This is a genomic window from Mycobacterium sp. E183 (assembly GCF_001667735.1).
Lineage (GTDB): Bacteria > Actinomycetota > Actinomycetes > Mycobacteriales > Mycobacteriaceae > Mycobacterium.
On sequence record NZ_LZJN01000184.1, the window covers coordinates 1 to 22,867 of the forward strand.

Annotated in this window: 9 protein-coding genes and 1 pseudogene; 4 read left to right on the top strand and 6 right to left on the bottom strand. The window is 70.0% G+C overall.

Annotated features, from left to right (window positions below; all coding sequences use genetic code 11):
- Positions 1 to 112: 112 nt before the first annotated feature.
- Both A5691_RS21550 and A5691_RS28155 read left to right on the top strand, forming a co-directional pair.
- Positions 113 to 538, top strand: a complete 426-nt coding sequence (locus A5691_RS21550; RefSeq protein ID WP_067891002.1) for a hypothetical protein — start codon at positions 113 to 115, stop codon at positions 536 to 538.
- Positions 535 to 702 (top strand): hypothetical protein, encoded by a 168-nt coding sequence (locus A5691_RS28155; protein ID WP_156670268.1) that lies wholly within the window; start codon positions 535 to 537, stop codon positions 700 to 702. Before A5691_RS21550 ends, A5691_RS28155 begins: the two co-directional genes overlap by 4 nt.
- On the opposite strand, the gene A5691_RS21555 is transcribed toward A5691_RS28155, so the two are convergent.
- From A5691_RS21555 to A5691_RS21565, 3 genes are all read right to left on the bottom strand, one after another.
- Positions 699 to 3,296: a sugar epimerase family protein gene (locus tag A5691_RS21555; RefSeq protein ID WP_067891005.1), complete on the bottom strand. Its 2,598-nt coding sequence runs from the start codon at positions 3,294 to 3,296 to the stop codon at positions 699 to 701. The genes A5691_RS28155 and A5691_RS21555 overlap by 4 nt on opposite strands.
- Before the next feature lie 25 nt (positions 3,297 to 3,321).
- Entirely contained in the window at positions 3,322 to 15,837 is a 12,516-nt protein-coding gene (locus tag A5691_RS21560) for a type I polyketide synthase (protein ID WP_068266788.1), read from the bottom strand.
- A gap of 338 nt (positions 15,838 to 16,175) precedes the next feature.
- On the bottom strand, positions 16,176 to 16,535 hold the full coding sequence (locus tag A5691_RS21565) for a hypothetical protein (RefSeq protein WP_082950444.1): 360 nt from the start codon (positions 16,533 to 16,535) through the stop codon (positions 16,176 to 16,178).
- A 169-nt stretch (positions 16,536 to 16,704) separates the two neighbouring features.
- Here A5691_RS21565 and A5691_RS21570 point away from each other — a divergent pair, with 169 nt between their 5' ends.
- Positions 16,705 to 17,040, top strand: coding sequence for an RNA polymerase-binding protein RbpA (locus A5691_RS21570; protein ID WP_067760885.1), 336 nt, complete (start codon positions 16,705 to 16,707; stop codon positions 17,038 to 17,040).
- Positions 17,041 to 17,052: 12 nt separating this feature from the next.
- Here A5691_RS21570 and lnt read toward each other — a convergent pair.
- The 3 genes and pseudogenes from lnt to A5691_RS21590 form a co-directional block, all read right to left on the bottom strand.
- Positions 17,053 to 19,637: pseudogene (gene lnt / locus A5691_RS21580) on the bottom strand (apolipoprotein N-acyltransferase).
- A 268-nt stretch (positions 19,638 to 19,905) separates the two neighbouring features.
- Positions 19,906 to 21,438, bottom strand: coding sequence for an amidohydrolase (locus tag A5691_RS21585; RefSeq protein ID WP_156675630.1), 1,533 nt, complete (start codon positions 21,436 to 21,438; stop codon positions 19,906 to 19,908).
- Between the two features lie 106 nt (positions 21,439 to 21,544).
- Positions 21,545 to 22,081, bottom strand: coding sequence for an FxsA family protein (locus tag A5691_RS21590; protein WP_067890464.1), 537 nt, complete (start codon positions 22,079 to 22,081; stop codon positions 21,545 to 21,547).
- A 73-nt stretch (positions 22,082 to 22,154) separates the two neighbouring features.
- On the opposite strand from A5691_RS21590, the gene A5691_RS21595 reads away from it, so the two are divergent.
- Positions 22,155 to 22,862: a dienelactone hydrolase family protein gene (locus A5691_RS21595; RefSeq protein ID WP_067760893.1), complete on the top strand. Its 708-nt coding sequence runs from the start codon at positions 22,155 to 22,157 to the stop codon at positions 22,860 to 22,862.
- Positions 22,863 to 22,867: the final 5 nt, after the last annotated feature.

Here is a 22,867-nt window from a genome sequence, read left to right on the forward strand (position 1 = left end):
GTCGTCGGCTGGTGGCTCTACGACATCTTCTACATCACCCCGTTCCTCGCCATCCCCTACCTGCACACCGTCAACCGAGAAATCTTCACCGACTAGCTCAAGGAGCGCCGTCATGACCGCCACATCCGAAGAACGGGAACCGGCAACGGATCTCGAGCCGGGGACCACGCCGTACTACGCGCGCATGCACAAATGGATCAAACGGGCCGTCCTGGTATGCCTGGTGGCGCTCGTCATCGAAGGCGCGTTCACGCTGCCGTTCATGGCGGTCTACTACGGCTACCCCACGCTGAGCCTCACGCAGATCTGCAGCGAACTGCTCAAGATTCGATACTCCAACGACGCTTTGGAGTGCAAGTACCCCTACCCGCCGTTCGGGCCGCCGGAGGGCGCCGAAGGCAAGGCCACCGCGCAGGACGTGTGGGGCATCCAGCCGATACCGAAGTACCACCGGCTCGGGTTCCGCGAACTGGTCAAGATCCACAACGACCGGCTCGCGCGCCACGCCGCCCAACAGCACACGGCGCCGCACCCGTGACCCATCGCGTCGTCCAGTGGACGACGGGCGCCCTCAAAATCGACCGGCGCAAGCCCAACCCGCGCCGCGTCACGGAGTCCCGTTGGAAGCCGATGCTCGGGCTGAGCGGGCCGCTCGATCTCGACATCGAATTCGATGCCTTAGCCGACTCAGCCGAGTCCTAACTTCCCGGGGCCAGTGCGAGCACCCGTATTTCGCCGGTCACGCCGTCGACCTCGACGAGGGCGCCGGGCGGCAACGACTTGGTGGCTCCCTCAACGTCCACCACACAGGGGAAGCCGAATTCGCGGGCCACCACCGCGGCGTGTGACATCGGGCCGCCGAGTTCGGTCACCACTGCGGCGGCGTAGCAGAAAGCCGCGGTGTAGCCGACGTCGGTGACCTCCGCGACGAGGATTTCGCCGGGCTGCAGGTCGTCGATCGTTTCGGGCCGCACGATACGCACCCGGCCGCGAACCTTCCCCCCGCACACGCCGACCCCGCGCAGAGTTTCTCCGCTGGCGAGAGCCGCAGGCGTCGTCGTGGTTGGCTGCCAGCTCCCGCTGAACACCGTCGGCGGAACCACGGCGGCCAGCCGGCGTTGTTCGGCACGGCGCCGGGCCACCAGCGCCCCGACATCCGCGGGAAGCGCATCGAGCTCGTCGACGAGCAGGTAGAACACATCATCGGCGATGTCGAAAATTCCGGCCTCGACCAACCTCCGGCCGTACTCGCGCATCAGGTTTCGTAGCACCCAGTTGGCTCGCACCACTTTATCGCGACGGACTTCGCGGTCGCGCAGCTGGTGTGCTGCCAGCTGCGCAACGGGCTTGGCGTGCAGTGGAATACGAGGACGCTGCGGCTGAGGTGCCGGAGGGGCGCTCATCGCTTTCGTCACCATCCGGACGAGCAACTCGGGATCATCCGAGTAGCTGATCGAGAGCATCTCGAGTTCGGCGGGCCCGCGATGCCCGATCAGCGCCAGCTCGGCCGCTACGGCGGCGTGAAACTCCGGCGCCTCGACGGCGAGTTTGTCCAGCCGCTCCCCCGGTTCGGCGAGCAACGCTGTCACTTTCGGATCGCGCTGTGCGGCGACCGCCAACCGCTGCATTGCCTCGACCGATCGCGCACTGACCAATTCGGGGCCCGCCGGCGCGGCGGTATCTCGTCCACACAAACCGCGCAGCAGGACGTTGAACGCCGCGCACAGCATGAACGACGCCGACGCCAGCACCCAGCCGTGCACCACCTCGTCGCGCGCCAACGTGATCAGACTCAGCAGCCGACGATCGTCCAGGCGGGCGACGTCGTCGGCCAGACGTTCCAGCCGATCGACGTCGGCGACGAACTCGTGGGTGTCCTTCGACGAGCCCGCCGACAGGCCGATGAGGTTGACGCCGAAGACCCCGATGTTGCGAATGGTCCTCAGTTGCTTGCGGATCCGGCCGATATCCGAGCGCGCACGCTCCGCACCGAAGATCGGCAACGATGCCATGCTGGGTCCGAAGAATCCGCTGTTGCTGACGATGGTCGTGGGCTTGGCAAACGGTACGGTTTCGGCCATGTAATGCGCCGACGTGATGGCCCCGTAGAGCCGGTGGGCGAAGACGGCGACGGTTCGCGTGGCGATTTCGCGCTGGACGACGCCGCCGGGGCGCAGCCGCTCGGCGATTGCCACGCCGCCGGCGCGCAACCCGCGCACGGTCGCCGAGGCCGAAGCGGGCGAGAACGGGCCGGGCAGCGCCTCCGACAGGTTGGTGGCCAGAAACGTCGGAAAGCGCGGATCGATCGGGGTATCGAATTCCCCGTTGTCACCGGCGGGACCGGCCCAATCGGGCTTCACCCCGTCCTCAGTCGGCGCATCGACGGACGGAAGGTCGCCGATGGTGGCCATCCGCCACGGTAGTGACACCACCCGCTTGCCCACCGTGACGCGGCCGCGCACCGCGAGCGAGAAATCTTCGACACATTCACTGGAGTTCCAGGCCGGCCGGAACCCCCACTGCTCACGCAGCCGCGCGGTATCCATGAACGCGGCGCCGTGCACCAGTTCCAACTCGGCCAGTTCGAAGCCCAACCGCATGACGGGGCGTCCGAGCGCAGCGGCGATCCGGCGGAACGTCAGCTCGCCCGGAGCGGCGAGATTGACTGGACCGCTGCCGATTTCGTCGTCGACGATCGCCCGGTGAAATAACCGAAGGGCGTCGTCGGGGTGGACCACCTGCATCAGGCGGTCGGCCGATCCATCCGGGAATACCGGCAGCGCCAGCAGCCGGCGCACCCAGTTGTCCACGCTTCGGCCGAGGATCAGCGCGGAGCGGATCGCGACCCACTCCAGGTCCGAATCCTCGAGCATCTGCTCGACCATTGCCTTGTGCCGGCCGTCGTCGCCGATCGGCGTTCTCTCGTCGTGCTCGGTCTTCGGTGCGTCCCCGCCGCCGTAAACATGGGCCGACGATGCGAAGACGATCCTTCTGGCCCGGGTCTCGGCCATCGCCGCCAGCACATTGCGGGTGCCGTCGATGTTGACCTGCCGGCTGATTCGGTCGTCGTGTCCGGGACTCGTTGCCCACGCGCAGTGGACGACAACGTCCGCGCCGGCCAAGGCGCGGGTGACCGTGTCGGTGTCCCGGATGTCGGCCACGACGAATTCGGCCGCACTGGGCCAGCTTTCGGTCCGGTGCCGGGCTATCCCGGTGACATCGTGGCCCTGGCTGAGCAAGCGGGCGGTGAGGCCGCGGCCGAGCACACCGCTGGCCCCGGTGATCGCGACTCTCACTGATTGCCCTTGCGCAGACCCATGGCTACTCGTCGTCGTCCATCAGCGCCGCGTTGACGAGATCCTCGAGATCCATGTCCGCGATGTCCTTCTCCGAGGTCGCCGCGGCGGCCGGCGACTGTCCGTCCCCCCGACCGCCGTCGGCCTCGTTCGCCAACGCGAGCAACAGCTCCAGCACCCCGGCCTGCCGCAGGCGCTTGACCGGAATCGAACCCACGGCGCGCTGGATCTCGGCCTCACCCGGCGCGGCGGCGGGCGTCTGCTGCTCGGCCGCGCCGACAAGTTCGCGGTGCATGTAACCGGCCAGGGCGGCGGAGTTCGGGTAATCGAAGATCAGCGTGGGTGACAACGCCAGGCCGGTAGCGGATTTCAGCCGGTTGCGCATTTCGACCGCGGTCAGCGAGTCGAAACCCAATTCCTGGAATGCGCGGTCGGGGTCGATCGACTCCGGGCTGGAGTTGCCGAGCACGGTGGCGATGTTGGCCCGCACCAAGTCCAGCAGAACCGCCTGCTGCTCGTCCTCCGGAAGCCCTTCGAGGCGCTGCAGCAGAGCGGATTTCGACTTCGCCGCGGCCAGCGAATCGTCGACCTGACGCCGGGTCGGCGCGTTGATCAGATCGACGAACATCGGCGGCAGCGTCCCGCTATCGAACTTGACCCGCAACGCGGCGAGGTCGATGTGGGCGGGCAACAGGAACGGCTCGTCGACGATGAGCGCGGTGTCCATCAATTCCAGTGCCTCATCGGACGACATCGCGACGATTCCGTCGCGGCCGAACCGGGCACGGTCGGCCGCACCGAGCGCGCCGGTCATGGCGCTGGCCTGATCCCACAACCCCCACGCCAGCGACATCGCCGGCAGGCCATGGTTGCGCCGGTGCACGGCCAGTCCATCCAGGAACGAGTTGGCCGCCGCGTAGTTGGCCTGACCCGACGCTCCCGCCAAACCCGCCATCGACGAAAACATCACGAACGCAGACACATCCAGGTCGCGGGTCAGCTCGTGCAGGTTCCATGCGGCATCGACCTTGGCCCGCAACACCGACGCCACCCGCTCCGGGGTGAGCGACGAGATCACCGCGTCGTCGAGTACACCGGCCGCGTGGATCACACCCGACAGCGGCCGGTGCACCGGAATGTCGGCGATCACCTTGGCCAGCGCCTCGCGGTCGGCGGCGTCACAGGCCACCACCTGCACCTGCGCACCGGCGGCGTTGAGTTCCGTCACCAGTTCGGCGGCGCCCGGCGCGTCGAGACCACGCCGGCTGACCAGCACCAGGTTCCGCGCGTCGTGGCGCCTGACCACGTGGCGGGCCAGGGCCGAACCCGCCATCCCGGTGGCACCGGTGATCATGACGGTGCCCGCCGCCCAGGCGTCCGGCATGGTCATGACGACCTTGCCCACGTGGCGGGCCTGGCTCAAATACCGCAATGCCGCCGGTGCGCGTCGTACGTCAAACCTGGTTACCGGCAACGGCCGCAGCACGTCATCACCGAACATCGCGGTCAGTTCGTCGAGTATCTGCGCGATGCGGTCCGGCCCGGCCTCGAACAGGTCGAAGGCGCGATAGCGCACACCGGCGTGTGCCTGGGCCACCGCCTCGGGGTCGCGCATGTCGGTCTTGCCCATCTCCAGGAACGCGCCGCCGGGGGCGACGAGTCGCAGGGAGGCGTCGACGAAGTCGCCGGACAGCGAGTCCAGCACCAGGTCCATGCCGCGCCCGCCGGTGACCGCCCGGAACTTCTCCTCGAAGTCCAGGCTGCGGGAGTCCGAGATGTGGTCCTCGTCAAAGCCCATGGCGCGCAGGGTGTCCCACTTGCCCCGGCTGGCGGTCGCGAAGACTTCGAGGCCCAGGTGGCGGGCCAGCTGCACCGCGGCCATTCCCACCCCACCGGCGGCGGCGTGCACCAGCACCCGCTGGCCCCGTTTGGCGGCGGCCAGGTCCACCAGCGCGTAGAAGGCGGTGGCGAATACCACCGTGGTGGTGGCGGCCGCGGTGTGCGACCACCCGGCCGGCATCTTGGCGAGCAGGCGCTGGTCGGTCCTGCCGATCGTGCCGGTGCCATCGGGGAACAGACCCATCACCCGGTCGCCGACCGCGAAACGCCCGCTGCCCGGCCCAGTTTCGATGACCACACCAGAGGCCTCGATGCCCATGACGGCATCCGGGTCCGGGTAGAGCCCCAGCGCGATCATCACGTCGCGGAAGTTGGCGGCCAGGGCCGACAGGGCGACCCGAACCTGCCCGGGCGCCAGCGGGGCGTCGGCGTCCGGGATCCGTTCCAGCCGCAGATTCTCGAACGTGCCGTAACTGCTCATGCCGAGTCGCCACGGCCCGTCGGCCGGGGGCACCAGCAGGCCGCCGACTGCGCGAGTGCCATGCACCCGCGCGGTGTACACCGCCCCGTCGCGCAGCAATACCTGCGGCTCGCCGACCGACAACGCCGCTCCGACGGACTCGTCGTCCAACCGGGCATCGGTGTCGACGAGCACGATGCGACCGGGGTGTTCGGTTTGCGCCGAGCGCACCAGTCCCCACACCGCCGCGCCCGCAAGATCGGTGACGTCCTCCCCCGGCAACGCCATCGCGCCGCGGGTCGCCACGACCAGGGTGCCCGCGCCGTCGCGGGCCAGCCAGGACTGCAGCACCGGCAGGACCGCGCGCGTGGCCGCGTAGACATCGGCCACGACATCGTCGACCACCGGCGCCGATTCGAAGACGACCGCCGACGGCTGCGTCTCGGGACCATCTGATTCCGTTGCGCCCCAGAGTGATACCGTCACAGGCTGCACCGACGTCGACCGCTGGGCCGACCAGATGACCTCGAAGAGCCGGTCGGGTCCCGAACTCGAGACCGCCGCCAGCAGCTGCTGGTCGGTCACCGGCCGGGCCACCATCGACGCCACCGAGAGCACCGGCAGCCCCAACCCGTCGGCAAGTTCGATCGACACCGCCGAATCACTCACCGGCACGATCCGTGCGCGCACCGCCGTCGCGCCCGCGGCGTGCAGCGAGACCCGCTGCCAGGAGAATGGCACCAACATCGAACCTTCGGGGAGTTCGTCGCCGTCGGACGCCAAGATCACCGCGTGCAGGGCCGCGTCGAGCATAACCGGGTGGACGCCGAACCCGGCCGCCGAAACCCCCGTGTCCGCGGGCAGGGTCACTTCCGCGAAGACTTCGTCGCCGCGACGCCACATCGAGGTCAGGCCGCGGAACGCGGGGCCGTAGCCGTATCCGCGCTCGGCGAGGCGCTCATAGCCGTCGCCGACGTCGACCGCGGTGGCACCCATCGGTGGCCACACCGACAGGTCCGCGCTCGGCTGCACCTCGCCCGCACGCAGGACGCCCTCGGCGTGCAACGACCAGCCCGAACCCACGTCAGCGCGCGAAAAGACCGACACCGCACGGGCACCCGATTCGTCAGCGCCGCCGACGACGACCTGCACCGCGACCGATCCGGAGCCCGGCAACACCAGCGGCGCCGCCAGATTCAGCTCGTCGACAACGCCGCAGCCCACCTCGTCGCCGGCGCGGATCGCGAGCTCCACGAATCCAGCGCCGGGGAACAGCACCACGCCGCCGACGGCGTGATCCGCCAGCCAGCCCTGCGCACTGGGCGACAACCGGCCCGTCAGTACCACCCCGCCGGACGCCGGCAGTTCCACCACCGCACCGAGCAGGGCGTGCTCGCCGGGCGCGAGCCCCAAACCCGCGGCGTCGACCGTGGCTCCGGCGCCGGAGAGCCAGAACCGCCGGCGCTCGAACGCGTAGGTGGGCAATTCCACGAAATTGGCTTTGCCGATGGCGCGGCGCCAGTCCACGTCCATCCCGGCGACGAATCCCTGCGCGACCGCGTTGGTCAGGGCCAGCGGCTCCGGGCGGTCTTTGCGTAGCGCCGACATGGTGATCACCGGAGCGTCGGGAAGCGATTCTTCGATCGATGCCGTCAACCCGCTGCTGGGACCGACCTCGAGGAAGCGGTTTGCGCCGGCCGAATGCACGAAGCGCACGCTGTCGGCGAACCGCACGGCTTCGCGGATGTGCCGTTTCCAATAGGCCGCCGAAGCGAAGTCGTCGGCCGCCAGCTGTCCGGTGAGGTTCGACACGATCGGTATCGTCGGGCTGCCGATTGCGAGACCGGCGGCGACCGTGCCGAATTCGTCGACCATCGGATCCATCAACGGCGAGTGGAACGCGTGGGACACCGCCAACTGGTGGACACGGCGCCCGTCGGCCCGGAGTTGGCCCGCAATCGCGGACACCTTGTCCTCGACCCCCGAAATGACCACCGACATCGGCCCGTTGACCGCGGCGATGCCGACCCCGGGCACCAGCAGCGGTCGCACCTCATCCTCGGTGGCCTGCACGGCGATCATCGCCCCACCCTCGGGCAGGGCCTGCATGAAACGGCCGCGAGCGGCGACCAGCACCGCCGCGTTTTCCAGCGACAAGACGCCGGCGACGTGCGCGGCCGACAGCTCACCAATCGAGTGGCCCAGCACGAAGTCGGGATGGATGCCCCAGGATTCGAGCAACCGGAACAGGGCGACTTCCACCGCGAACAACGCCGGCTGGGCGAATTCGGTGGTGTTCAAGAGATTTTCGTCGTGGCCCCACATGACTTCGCGCAACGGCCGCAGCAAATGCCGGTCCAACTCGGCCACGACGGTGTTGAACGCCTCGGCGAACACCGGGTAGGCGGCGTGCAAACCCATGCCCATGCCGAGAATTTGGGCGCCCTGGCCGGGGAAGACGAAGACGGTCTTGCCGCCGGGCGTGACCGTGCCCTGGACGACCGCTCCGAGTTCACCGGCGGCCAACTCATCGAGGCCGGCCAGCAACAGCTCGCGATCACCACCCACAACGACGGCGCGATGCTCGAAGTTCGACCGGCCAGCCAACGACCACGCCACATCACCGGCGTCGAGGTCGCCGCGCTGGCGTACGTGCTCGGCCAGCCGTGCGGCCTGGGAACCCAACGCCGACAACGACTTCGCGGATACCACCCACGGAACGAGCGGCGCCGTGGCGCGTTCGGCAACCGGCGCGGCGCCGACGGGCGCGGACTCGATGATCACGTGCGCGTTGGTGCCGCTGATGCCGAATGACGACACGCCGGCCCGCCGCGGATGATCGGCCGTCCAGGGCTGCGACTCGGTCAGCAGCGCCACCGAACCCATCGACCAGTCGACGTGCGGGCTGGGTTCGTCGACGTGCAGCGTCGCCGGCAGCAGGTCGTGGCGCATCGCCAGCACCATCTTGATCACGCCGGCCACGCCGGCGGCGGCCTGCGTGTGACCGATGTTCGACTTGATCGAGCCAAGCAGGAGCGGTTCGGCACGGCCCTGCCCGTAAGTGGCCAACAACGCCTGGGCCTCAATGGGATCGCCCAACGTGGTCCCCGTGCCGTGGCCTTCGACGACGTCGACGTCGGCCGCGGACAGGCCGGCGTTGGCCAGCGCGGCGCGCACCACCCGCTGCTGGGACGGGCCGTTGGGCGCGGTGAGGCCGTTGGAGGCGCCGTCCTGGTTGATCGCCGAACCGCGGACCACCGCCAGCACCGGGTGCCCGAGCCGCTGCGCATCCGACAACCGCTCGACCACCAGCATGCCGCCGCCCTCGGAGAATCCGGTGCCGTCGGCGGCCCCGGCGTACGCCTTGCATCGGCCGTCGGCGGAAAGCCCGCGCATGCGGCTGAATTCCACGAAGATGTCGGGTGTGGCGTTCACGGTGACGCCGCCGGCGAGCGCCAGGTCGCATTCGCCCGAGCGCAGGGACTGCGCCGCCATGTGCAGCGCCACCAGCGACGAGGAACACGCCGTGTCCACCGACACCGCCGGGCCCTCCAGGCCCAGGGCGTACGACACCCGGCCCGACGCCACGCTCGACGACTGCCCGGTCAGGCGGAAGCCCTCCGCGGCCGGGGCGGCGCCCATGCCATAGCCCTGCGTGTAGACCCCGGCGAAGACGCCGGTCGCGCTGCCCCGCAACGCGCCGGGTTCGATTCCGGCCCGCTCCAAGGCTTCCCAGGACAGCTCGAGGAACATCCGCTGCTGCGGGTCCATCGCCAGCGCCTCGCTGGGCGCGATACCGAAGAAGGCGGGGTCGAAGTCCGCGACGCCCTCGACGAACCCGCCGGTGCGGGTGTAACACGTGCCAGGGACGTCGGGGTCCGGGTTGTAGATGCCGGCCAGGTCCCAGCCGCGGTCGGTGGGGAAGTCCGAGAGCACGTCACGCTGCTCGACGAGCATCCGCCACAGATCGTCGGGGGAAGTGACCCCGCCCGGATACCGGCACGCCATGCCGACGATCACGATCGGGTCGTCGCCGACGGCACGGACGGCCGGGGCGGGCGCGACTTCCTGCGGCACTCCCGCGAGTTCGCCCCGAATGTAACCCGCGAGGCCGTTCGGTGTCGGGTAGTCGAAGATGAGGGTGGGTGAAAGGGCAAGCCCGGTCGCGGTTTTCAGCCGGTTGCGCATTTCGACCGCGGTCAGCGAGTCGAAGCCCAAGTCCTGGAACGCCTTGTCCGGGTCGATCGCCTCCGGTGTGGTGTTGCCCAACACGGTGGCGATGTGCGCGCGGACCAGGTCCAGCAGCACGGCGTGCTGTTCGGGTTCGGTCAGGCCGTGCAGCCGATGCGCCAAGGCCGATTTCGATTTGGCGGCGGCCAGTGAGTCGTCGACCTGACGCCGCGCGGGCGCGTTGACCAGGTCGGCGAACATGGGTGGCACTGCGGTGGCGTGGGCGCGCAGCGCGTTCAGGTCGATGCGGGCGGGCGCGAGGAACGGCTCGTCGACGATCAGGGCGGCGTCGAACAATTCCATCGCCTCGTCCGACGACAGAGCCAGGATCCCGTCGCGACCGAGCCGGGCGATGTCGGCGGCGTCCAGCCCACCGGTCATGGCGCTGGCCTGATCCCACAGTCCCCAGCCCAGCGAGATCGCGGGCAACCCGAGAGCCCGGCGGTGCGCGGCCAGCCCGTCGAGGAACGAGTTGGCCGCCGCGTAGTTGGCCTGGCCCGACGACCCCACCAGCCCGGCCATCGACGAAAACATCACGAACGCAGCGAGATCGAGGTCGCGGGTGAGCTCGTGCAGATTCCAGGCCGCATCTACCTTGGCGCGCAACACCGCGTCCACTCGCTCAGCGGTCAAGGATGTGACGACCGCGTCGTCGAGCACGCCCGCTGCATGGATCACCCCGCTCAGCGGATGCTCCGCCGGGATGTCGGCGAGCACCGAGGCCAATGCCGCCCGGTCGGCGGCATCGCACGCGACGGCGCGCACCCGGGCGCCGGCTTGCTCCAATTCGGCGATCAGCTCGGCTGCCCCGGGCGCGTCGGGACCGGTGCGGCTGAGCAACACCATGTTCCGCACACCGTGGTGCGCGACGAGGTGGCGGGCCAGCGTCGAACCCGCCATCCCGGTTCCACCGGTGATGAGCACCGTGCCGGTCGCCAGGGCACCCGGAAGGGTCATGACGACCTTGCCGATGTGGCGGGCCTGGCTCAGGTACCGCAACGCCGCGCGACCGCGCCGGATGTCGAAGGTGGTCACCGGCAACGGCCGTAGCACACCGGCTTCGAAGAGCCCGGCCAACTCGTTCATCCACTGGTGCATCCGGGGACGGCCGGGCTCGAAGAGGTCGAAGGCGCGGTAGCGCACGCCGGGGTATTGCTGGGCGATCACGCCGGGGTCGCGGATGTCGGTCTTGCCCATCTCCAAGAACACGCCGCCGGGAGCCACCAGGCGCAGGGAGGCGTCCACGAAGTCGCCCGCCAGCGAATCGAGCACCACATCCACCCCGCGACCGGCGGTCACGGCCCGGAACTTCTCCTCGAACTCCAGGCTGCGGGAATCCGAGATGTGGTCGTCGTCGAAGCCCATGGCCCGCAACGTGTCCCATTTACCGCGGCTGGCAGTCGCGAAGATCTCGAGACCCAGGTAGCGGCCGAGCTGGACCGCGGCCATGCCGACACCGCCGGCCGCCGCGTGCACCAGCACCCGCTGGCCCGGCTTGACGTCGGCCAGGTGCACGAAGGCCATGTAGGCGGTGGTGAAGACCGCCGAGATCGCGGCGGCCTCGGCGTAGGACCAGTCCGCCGGCATCGGCTGCAGCAGGCGGACATCGCCCGGGACCAGCGTGCCGCTACCGTCGGGGAAAAATCCGTAGACCGAGTCGCCGACGGCGAATTCGTTGACCCCGGGACCGACTTCGACGACCACGCCGGCGCCTTCACCACCGAGCAACGCGTCATGGGTGAACATGCCCAGGGTGATCATGATGTCGCGGAAGTTGGCCGCGATCGCGCGCAGCGCCACCCGCACCTGACCCGGCTCCAGCGGCGCGTCGGCGTTGGGAACCGGCTCCAGCCGCAGGTTTTCAAAGGTGCCGGCGGTGCCGATGCCCAGTCGCCAGGGACCGTCGCCCGGAGGCACCAAAAGGTCGTCGACCGCGCGGCTGGGCCGAACCCGCGCGGTGTAGACCTGGCCGTTGCGCAGCAAGACCTGGGGTTCGCCGGTCGCGAGCGCCGACGCGACCGCCCGATCATCGAGCGGCACATCGGAATCCACCAGGACGATGCGGCCGGGGTGCTCCGTCTGCGCCGAACGCACCAGCCCCCATACGGCCGCGCCGGGCAGGTCGCTGATGTCCTCGCCCGGCAGTCCGACCGCCCCCCGGGTGGCCACGATCAGCACGCCGGAGTCGCGCTCGGTCAGCCATGCCTGCGCGGCGGCCAGCGCCCGGTGGGTGCGCTCGTAGGTTGCGGTGACCGGATCTTGTTCACCGGCAAGGGATTCCAGAATCTCGTGCGGCGGCGCCTGGTCCGTGACGGCCGTTGCGGAGGCCGGCGACCAGGCGACGTCGAACAATCGCTCCGGGCCGGAGCTCGACACCGCCGCGCGCAGCTGCCGCTCGCTCACCGGCCGGGCGACCATTGTCCCCACCGACAGCACCGGCAGGCCCAGCCCGTCGGCCAGCTCGATCGAGATGGCGGCGGTGCCGGCACCCGCCTGCGGGCCATTGTCGGTCGGTGCGATCCGCACGCGGACCGCGGTCGCGCCCGCGGCATGCAACGACACGTCCTGCCACGAGAACGGCAGCATTAGTTCGACGGGCCGGCCCGCCGCGTGGTGTGCCATGACGACCGCGTGCATCGCCGCGTCGAGCAGCGCCGGGTGCATCCCGAAACCGCTGACGCCCCCGGCCGCGTCCGGCAGGCGCACTTCGGCGAACACCTCGTCGCCGCGGACCCAGGCCGCGGTCAAACCACGAAACGCCGGGCCGTACCCGTAGCCGTGCGCCGCGAGCTGGTCGTAGCCGTCGGCGACCTCCACGGCAACCGCGCCCGCGGGCGGCCACACCGACAGATCGGCGCGGGGCTCGATGGACCGCGAACTCAGCACACCCTCCGCGTGACACACCCACGCCGAACCGGCGTCGGCGCGGGAGAACACCGAGACGGCGCGGCGCCCCGATTCTTCGCTGGGACCGACAACGACCTGCACGGCAACGGAACTGGCCGCGGGCAACATCAGGGGCGCCTGCAATGTGAGTTCGTCGACCACCGAGCAGCCGACTTCGTCGCCGGCCCGGATCGCCAACTCGACGAAACCCGCGCCGGGGAACACCGCGGCACCGGAGACGGCGTGATCGGCCAGCCAGCCCTGCAGGCCGGGCGACAGCCGGCCGGTCAGCAGCACCCCGTCCGAGGCCGGCAGTTCGACGACAGCGCTGAGCAATGCGTGCTCGCTGGTCCCGAGCCCCAGCCCGGCGGCGTCGGCCCCGATGCCCTCGCCGGACAGCCAAAACCTGCGCCGGTCAAAGGCGTAGGTGGGCAGTTCCACGAAGCCCGCCCCGGACAAGACGCCACGCCAGTTCACGCTCACACCGGCCGCGAATGCTGCGGCGGCCGACGTGAGGAAGCGCTCGAGGCCGCCGTCATCGCGGCCCAGGGTGGGAACCACGATGGCCTCGGGGTCGCCGGCCGAGTTTTTCAGGCAGTCGTTGGCGCTGCCTTCGATCCCGGCGATCAGCGCGGGGTGCGGGCTGGATTCGATGAACGTGCGGTACCCGTGCTCGCAGGCGGCGCGCACCGCCTGGTCGAACTGCACGGTCTGCCGAATGTTGCGGTACCAGTAGGCCGCGTCCAAACCGGCTGTGTCCAAACGGCTTCCGGTCACGGTGGAGAAGAAGGCGACACGCGAGGAACGGGGCTCGATGCCGGCCAGGGCCTCGGCCAGCTCGTCGCGAATGGCCTCGACCTCGACCGAGTGCGACGCGTAGTCCACGTCGATCCGGCGGGTGCGCAGCTCCAGGTCCACGCAGAAACCGGCGAGTTCGTCGAGCGCGGCCACTTCGCCCGACACGACCACCGCCGAGGGGCCGTTGACGGCGGCGATGCTGACACGGTTGCCGTAGGGCGCCAACAACTCCCGTGCGCGTTCGGTGCTGCACGCGATGGACAGCATGCCTCCGGAGTGGGCCATCGACCGCAACAACTTGCTGCGCAGCGTGACCACCTGAGCGGCGTCGCGCAGCGACAGCGCGCCGGCGACGAACGCGGCGGCGATCTCTCCCTGCGAATGGCCGATCACCGCGTCGGGGCTGACGCCGACCGACTTCCACAGTTCGGCCAGCGACACCATCACCGCGAACAGCACCGGCTGCACGACGTCCACCCGGTCCAAGCCCGGGGCGTCCGCGTTGCCGCGCAGCACGTCGATCAGCGACCAGTCGACGAATTCCGCGAAGACTTCCGCGCACGCGTCGATCTGGTGCGCGAATACCGGTGCGGTGTCGAGCAATTCGATCCCCATACCCAGCCATTGCGAGCCTTGGCCGGGGAACACGAAGACGTTCTTGCCCGCGGGTGGCGCGCTGCCCTGGATGACCGAACCGGCCGGGTCCTGAATATCTGAGGCGGCCAACTCGTCGAGCCCGGCCAGCAATCGATCCCGATCGGCACCGACGACGACGGCCCGGTGCTCGAAGGTGGCGCGGCCGGCCAACGACCAGGCCACGTCGGCGACGTCGATCTCGTCGTGGCCGCGCAGGTGCCCGGCCAACCGGGCGGCCTGAGACCTCAACGCCGACAGTGACTTTGCCGACAACGCCCACGGCACCGTCGCGGGCTTCGGGCGGTCGGTCAGCGGCTCGGGCGCCGGGACCGCCTCGATGATCACGTGTGCGTTGGTGCCGCTGATCCCGAACGACGACACCCCGGCCCGTTGTACGTGGCGATTCGCGGGCCAGGGCCGCGCCTCGGTCAGCAACGAGACCGATCCCGCCGACCAATCGACGTGCGGGCTGGGCACGTCCACATGCAGTGTCGCCGGCAGCATTTCGTGACGCATGGCCTGGACCATCTTGATCACGCCCGCCACGCCCGCGGCGGCCTGGGTATGGCCCATGTTCGACTTGATCGAGCCCAGCCACAGGGGCTCGGGCCGGTCCTGGCCGTACGTCGCCAACAACGCCTGGGCCTCGATGGGGTCGCCCAGCGTGGTGCCTGTTCCGTGGCCTTCCACCACGTCGACGTCTGCCGTCGACAGGCCGGCATTGGCCAGCGCCGCCCGCACCACCCGCTGCTGCGAGGGGCCGTTGGGCGCGGTCAGCCCGTTCGATGCGCCGTCCTGATTGACCGCCGAGCCGCGCACCAGCGCCAGCACCGGATGGCCCAACCGCCTGGCATCCGAGAGCCGCTCGACGACGAGCATCGCCCCGCCCTCCGACCAGCCGACTCCGTCGGCAGCCCCGGCGTACGCCTTGGACCGGCCGTCGGGGGCCAGCCCTCGGTGGCGGCTGAACTCGACGAAGACCGTCGGGGTGGCGTTGACGGTCGCGCCCCCGGCCAGCGCCAGATCGCACTCCCCCGAGCGCAACGACTGAACCGCCATGTGCAACGCGACCAACGACGACGAACACGCCGTGTCCACCGACACCGCCGGGCCCTCGAGTCCCAGCACATACGACACCCGACCGGAGGCGACGCTGGAGGTCATGCCGGTCAGGCGGTAGCCCTCGATCTCCTCGGCGAGCATGCCGTAGCCCTGGACGATAAGCCCGGCGAACACCCCGGTCGCGCTGCCCCGCAGCCCGCTCGGGTCGATGCCGCCCCGTTCCAAGGCCTCCCAAGACAGTTCCAGCAGCATCCGATGTTGCGGGTCCATCGCGAGTGCCTCGCTCGGAGCGATGCCGAAAAAGGCCGGATCGAAGTCGGCGACACCGTCCACGAAACCGCCGGTCCGCGCGTAGGTCTTGTGGCGGGCGTCGGGGTCCGGGTCGTACAGGCTCGCCAGGTCCCAGCCGCGATCGTTGGGGAAATCGGTGATCACATCGCGGCCGTCGGCCACCATCTGCCACAGGTCTTCTGGTGTCTCGACTCCGCCGGGGAAGCGGCAGGACATACCGACGATCGCGATCGGCTCGCTCGACCGCTCCAGCAGCGCACGGTTGGTGCGTTTCAGGCGCTCGACCTGGACCAGCGCTTTGCGCAGCGCTTCGGTCGCATGCTGGAGTTGATCCACCATCACTACCTCTCGCCTAACTTGGCCGTCAGCTGCCCCGATGCGACTCTCGCCGAGTCACGGAATTTGCTGCACGATGCGATGCCGTGCCGCTCTCCGGCCCAAGAATGTCGCTGGTGAGTATGGCCAACTCTGACGGTATTTCAAAACGCCCGATGCTCCCGACTGCTACGGGAGAACCGGCATCGGCGTGAGGCACGCCTTGTCCAAGGGGATCCGGAACGCGCCGTTGCGCCCGCGGGTGCCGGGGCATCTCACGACCCCGGTACGCCGGGATACAACTGACGCGCCGTCCATGGCGCGACTCTACCCGGCTATGCATCGGCAGTGGTCAGGACGGCTCAGACGCCCACCCGGCGCCAGCCGTCGGCCGCCCGGGCGGCCCTGATCAGCAGGTCGCACAGTTCGCGCAGTTCGGTCGCCTGCGCTCCCTCGTCGAGGGCGGTGGCGACATCCTCCGCCGCGCACCGCACCTGGTAGACCCGGTCGGACAGGTCGGCGGCGTCGTCGGCCGAAAGGACCACCGCGTCGGGAGGCAAGGCCAGCGAGGCGCCGGCACCGCCCCGGGTCAACGAGGCGCGTTGTTCGTACGCCCGCTGCCGGCACGACTGGCGGCAGTACTGGCGGCGGCGTCCCATCCCGGCGTCGGACACGTCTCGACCGCACCAACGGCACGGCTGCGGGCGGGGACGGCGGCTCACGCCTGCCGACTTTAGTCGGGATTGCGCGGCGATCCCGGTATCATTGAAGGTCGCGTCGCGTACGCCGGCCACCCGACCGGGGAACTACGCAGACCGCCGCAACGTTTGCCAAGCGGACAGAATTGCATTACAGCAGCCCGAAGTTCAGTAGACCTAGAGGAGTAGCAACATGGCTGATCGCGTCCTTAGAGGCAGTCGCCTCGGAGCCGTGAGCTACGAGACCGACCGCAATCACGACCTCGCCCCACGTCAGCTCGCGAAGTACCGCACCGAGAACGGCGAAGAGTTCGAGGTCCCTTTCGCCGACGACGCTGAAATTCCCGGCACGTGGCTGTGCCGCAACGGCTTGGAAGGCACCCTGATCGAGGGCGACCTGCCCGAGCCGAAGAAGGTGAAGCCCCCGCGCACGCACTGGGACATGTTGCTGGAGCGGCGCAGCGTCGAAGAGCTCGAAGAGCTGCTCAAGGAGCGGCTCGAAATCATCCGGACACGCCGCCGCGGCTGACCTCAGACCGCTTTAGCTGCGGTTGTCGGCGCGCTGGGTGCCGGCGCGGGTCTTGCGGCCCTCGATGCCCCATCGGGTGACCTTCATCAGCGCCTCGCGGATGTTCGATCCGCTCATCTTGGAGACGCCGAGTTCGCGCTCGGTGAAGGTGATCGGCACCTCGACGATGACGAACCCGCTGCACACGGTGCGCCAGGTCAGGTCGATCTGGAAGCAGTAGCCCTTGGAGTCCACCGCCTCGAGACCGATCGCCTCGAGGACTTCCCGCCGGTAGGCGCGGTAGCCGGCGGTGATGTCGTGGACACCGATCCCCAGCGCGAGCCGCGCGTAGGTGTTGGCCGTCCAGGACAGCGCCCAGCGCCGCCATGGCCAGTTCCGCACCGACCCGCCCTCGACGTAGCGGGATCCGATGGCCAGGTCGGCTCCGGCGTCGACCGCGTCCAGCAGACGGTGAAGCTGCTCGGGCGCGTGGCTGCCGTCGGCATCCATCTCGACCAGCACCGAGTAGTCGCGGCTCAGACCCCACGCGAAGCCCGCCAGGTACGCCGCGCCCAGGCCGTCCTTGGCGGTGCGGTGCATCACGTGGGTGCGGCCCGCGTCGGCGGCCGCCAGCTCCTCGGCGAGCTCGCCGGTGCCGTCCGGGCTGCTGTCGTCGACGATCAGCAGGTGGACGTGGGGGCACGCGTCCTTCAGCCGCCGGTGGATGACCGGCAGGTTCTCCCGCTCGTTGTAGGTGGGGATGATCACCAGGACACGCTCGCTGGGACGATTCCCCGGGCCGCGGGGCGCCGGCTGGCCGGTGGTCATGTAGCTCCTCTGTGTCGCCCGAAATTACGCGACGGTCGTCGGCCGCCCTCGTGGAGCGGAGTGTAGTCACCGCCGTCGCCCGGCGGCGCCTGGTCCCCGCCCTCGGCGGGCGGACTGTCCTCGTCAAGCGGGGCTTCACCCGAGGGCGCACCGGTGTCTGGGGATTCGTTCGGGGCCTCGGACCTCCGACGAACCGGACGCGCGAACCAACCATTCTGCCGTATCCCGGCCAGGATCGCCCCCGCGGCCACCGCGACCAGGAGCCATTGCAGGATGGGACCCCAGCGGGTCGCCGGCGTCAGTTTCGTCTTCAGGCGCACCTGTATGTCCAGGTAATCGGGCTGGAAGAAGTCGGTGCGCACCAGCTCGGCGCCGTCGGGGGCGATCACGGCGCTGATCCCGGTGGTGCCCGCGACCAGCACATAGCGATCGTGCTCGACGGCCCGCACCTTGGCGAAGCCCAGCTGTTGTTCGCTCATCGTCTTGTTGAAGGTGGCGTTGTTGCTCGGCACGGCCAACAATTGGGCGCCATTCAGGACGGCTTTGCGCGGGACGCGGTCGAAGATCACTTCCCAGCAGGTGGCCACCCCGATCGGCACCCCGGCGATGTGCACGACGTCGCTGCCCGGGCGGGGCACCATGTTCCCGGCTCGGTTGGCGTAGCCGGATAGGTGCTTGAACAGCCACGGCATCGGCAGGTATTCGCCGAACGGCTGCACGATCTCTTTGTCGTGCCGATCGGCGGGCCCCGTCGACGGATTCCACACGATCATCGTGTTGGTGTATTGGGGGTTCTCCGGTGGGCTGCCGGGCAGCTCCGAGACCGTGCCGATCAGGATCGGCGCGCCGATCGCGGTCGCCGCCTGTGAGATTTCCAGCGCGGCGTCGACGTTGGCCAGGGGGTCGATGTCGGAGGAGTCCTCCGGCCAGATGACGAACTGGGGTTGTGGCGCCTGCCCCGCGCGCACATCCTCCGCCAGCCGCAGCGTCTCGCGGACGTGGTTGTCGAGGACCGCCCGGCGTTGCGCGTTGAAGTCGAGCCCGAGTCGCGGCACGTTGCCCTGCACCAGGGCGACGGTGACCGAGGGCTCGCCGCCCGACCCGGTGCCGGCGTGCCGAACCTGCGGCCAGACGACGACGGATGCGAAGAGCACCAGGCAGATGCAGACGCCGGGCAGCACCACCGCAGGCGGTGCCGCATCGGCGTTGGCCGCCTCCTCTTCGCCGGCACCGCGGTGCGCCCGGTTGCCGGTGCGCCACCACTTGACGATTTCCAGTTCGATCGCGGTCGCGCTGAACCCGATCAGCACGATCGCCAACGAGAGCAGCGCGGGCCCCCCTAGCTTGGCCAACGGCAGGAACGGGCCCTGCGCTTGTCCGAATGCCACCACTCCCCATGGGAAGCCGCCGAACGGGACGATCGATTTCAACCATTCCTGGGCCGCCCACACCAGCGCGAACCAGACGGGCCAGCCCGGCAGCCCGCGCACGAGCACGGCGCACAGGCCGAATAGCGCGGGAAACAGCGCACACGTCATCGCCAGCACCATCCAGGGCACGGCGCCGACGAGCGTGCTGACCCAGGGCAGCAGCGGAAGATAGAACGCCAGCCCGAACAGGAACCCGTAGCCCAGACCACCGGCCGGAGTTGTTGCCGGATGCTTGAGCACCCAGGCCAGCAGCGAGGCCGCAACGACCGCGGCCCACCACCAATTCAGCGACGGGAAGCTGGTGAACAGCAGAACGCCGCCCCCGATGGCGCACGGCAACCGGGTCAGCCGCGGCAGCATGGCCGCCCGGACGCCGGGCAGCCGCGCGAGCGTTCCCGCCCCCAGCGCCGCGAGCGCCGGCCGCAGTCGGTGCGTGAGCGGCACGGCGCCCGGTTCCGCGGCGGCGTCACCGGCCCCGGACTCCGGGGCGATGTCGGCGGGATCGTCGTCGCGATCCGATTCGGCTTCGTCGCCGATCGGGTCGGTGTCCGGGGGGACCGCCAGGTCGCCGGCCGCCGGGTCGGGCTCGTCGGCTGGGCCGGGGCGGTCTTTCCGGCCGAACCATTCCCTAGCCATGGATGACAGCGCCCCGATGCACCGTTCGCCGGCACCGCGGCAAGGCGTCGGTCGGGCCCAGGCGCGGCAAGGCCGGGACCCGGGCGCGCGGGTCCGTCGACCAGCGCTGAACGGCGTCGCGGGGCGCGTGGACCTCCAGGGCCGCGGCGTCCCAGACGGCGTAGGAGGCCGGCGCGCCCGGCACCAGGGTTCCCGTCCTGCCGTCGTCGATGCCGGCGGCGCGCCAGCCGCCGCGGGTCGCGGCGGCGAACGCCGCCCGCGCGGAGACCCCGCTGCCCGGCGTGTGGTGGTTGACCGCCGCGCGCACGCTCGCCCACGGGTCGAGGCCCGTGACCGGCGCATCGGAACCAAGCGCGAGGGGCACGCCTTGCGATGCTAACAGCGCAAACGGATTGAGCCGACGGCCTCGTTCGGCGCCGAGACGCCGCGCGTACATGCCGTCGGCGCCGCCCCACAGCGCGTCGAAGTTGGGCTGCACGCTGGCGATCACGCCCCATTGCCCGAGGCGGCCGGCCTGCTCGGCGGTGACCATTTCAAGGTGCTCCAACCGGTGCCCGCACCGGGCGACGGCCACCGCCCCGAGGTCGGCGACGACCCGTTCGAGGGCCGTCACCACCGCCGACACCGCGGCATCGCCGATGACATGGAAGCCGGCGGTCACCTCGGCCTCGGTGCACGCGCGCAGGTGCGCCTCGACGAGGTCGGGGTCGAGGTAGCAGGTGCCGAACCGGTCCGCGGCGTCGGCGTAGGGCTCGTGCAGCCAGGCGGTGCGGGACCCGAGCGCGCCGTCGACGAACAGGTCGCCGGCCAGCCCGCGGGCTCCGGTCTCCTCGATGAGCGCGCGCGCCCGTGCCGGGGTGCTCACGGCCTCACCCCAGTAGCCGGTCACCTCGACGCCCTGATCGAGCGACCGCAGCCGCAGCCAGTCGTCGAGGCCGCCGATCTCGGGTCCGGCGCATTCGTGCACCGCGACGATGCCTGCCGCCGCGGCGGCCCGCAGGGCGGCCGTGCGGGCTTCGGCGAGCTGCTCGGGCGTGAGCATGTCGCGGGCGGCGGCGCGGACCAGATGGTGCGCGTCGGCGGTGAGCGGCCGGTCGGGATGGAAGCCGCCGGCCGCCGGCAGGTCCGCGATGCGCTGGCGCAGCGCTGTCGAGGCCAGCGCGGAGTGGACGTCGACTCTGGACAGGTAGGCGGGCCGGTCACCCAGGACGGCGTCGAGGTCGGCGGTGGTTGGCGCGCTGTTCTCGGGCCACGACGATTCGTCCCACCCGTGGCCCCAGACGGGAAGGCCCGGGTGGGCCGCCGCGTAATCGGCCACCAGCTGGAGGCACTGCTCTCTCGAGCCGGCCGCGCGCAGGTCGAGGCCGCTGAGCGTCAGGCCGGTGGCGGTGAGGTGGATGTGGCTGTCCACGAATCCCGGCGCCAGAAAACCGCCGTCCACGTCGTCGATGTCAGCGTCGGGAAACAGGCTGCGGCCGACGTCGTCGCTGCCCAGCCAGGCGATGACGTCGCCTCGCACCGCCATGGCGGTGGCGTCCGGATGGCTCGGGCTGTGCACCCGGCCATTGACCAACAGCGTGGTGGGCGTGTGGCTCACAGGGCAAAACTACGTGGGCTTCGGGGCGGGGCGATCAGTCCCAGGCGGGCCGGCCCGGGAATCCGCCGCGGACCGGCTCGTTCTCGAGGGCGGGCGGGCGGTAGTCCCGGACGTCGACGACCTCGCCGTCGATGTAGCCGTCTTGCGCGGGGCCGCCGGTCTGACGCGCGCCGGCGCCGAACAGAGTCGTGTCGGCGAGCAGCGGCATGCGCCGCCGCAGTCCGCGCATCGCGATCGCGGCCAAACCGGGCCCGACGGCCGACCGTACGGGTCGCACCATCAGCAACAGCCCCAGCGCCGTTGTCACGAGGCCGGGTACCAAGACCAGCAGGGTGGCCAGCGAGACCAGCGTCCCGTCCCGCACCGCGGTGCGGGGCTCTGCGAGACCGGAGCGGAGGTCGCCGACCTGGCGCAGCAGGTGCGAGCCCATCATCGGCACCAGGAGGCCCCATCCGAGCAGGAAGGTGCCCGCCAATGCCAGCAGCGTCCAACCCCACCCGATCGTCGAGACCAGGGCGATGATCGCCGCCAGCTCGACGACGGCGTAGCCGAGAAACAGCCGTGACAGCATGTCAGGGCAACGTACGCCGACCGCGTCGAAGTTCCCATGGTGGTGTCCGGGGCGATTGCAGTTAGATGACGCTATGACCACGATTGAGATCGACACGCCCGACGGACCGATCGACGCGCTGCTGGACCTTCCCTCGGGTCAGGGCCCGTGGCCGGGCGTCGTCGTGATTCATGACGCGTTCGGATACGGCAGGGATAAGGAGTCGACGAACAAGCGCATCGCCCAGGCCGGCTATGTGGCGATCACCCCCAACATGTACGCGCGGGGCGGCCGGATGCGCTGCATCACCCGGGTGATGAAGGAGCTGCAGACGCAGCGCGGCCGCGCCCTATCGGACATCCTGGCGGCGCGCGATCACCTGAAAGCCATGCCGGAATGTTCCGGCCAGGTCGGCATCGCGGGGTTCTGCATGGGCGGCCAGTTCGCATTGGTCATGTCTCCCAAGGGTTTCGGCGCTTCCGCCCCGTTCTACGGCGCTCCCCTGCCCCGCAACCTCGACAAGACGCTGGACGGGGCGTGCCCGATCGTGGCCAGTTTCGGCGCCAAGGACCCGCTGGGACGGGGCGCGCCCGAGAAGCTGCGCGAGACCATCGCCAGGAAGAACATCACTGCCGATGTGAAGGTCTATCCCGGTGTGGGGCATAGCTTTGCCAACGACCTGCCGGCCCAGCCACTGCTGCGGATCACCGGTTTCGGCTACGACGAGGCGGCCACGGAGGACGCTTGGCGCCGGGTGTTCGCGTTCTTCGGCGAGCACTTGGCGGCGGGCGCGACGACGTAGCTGCG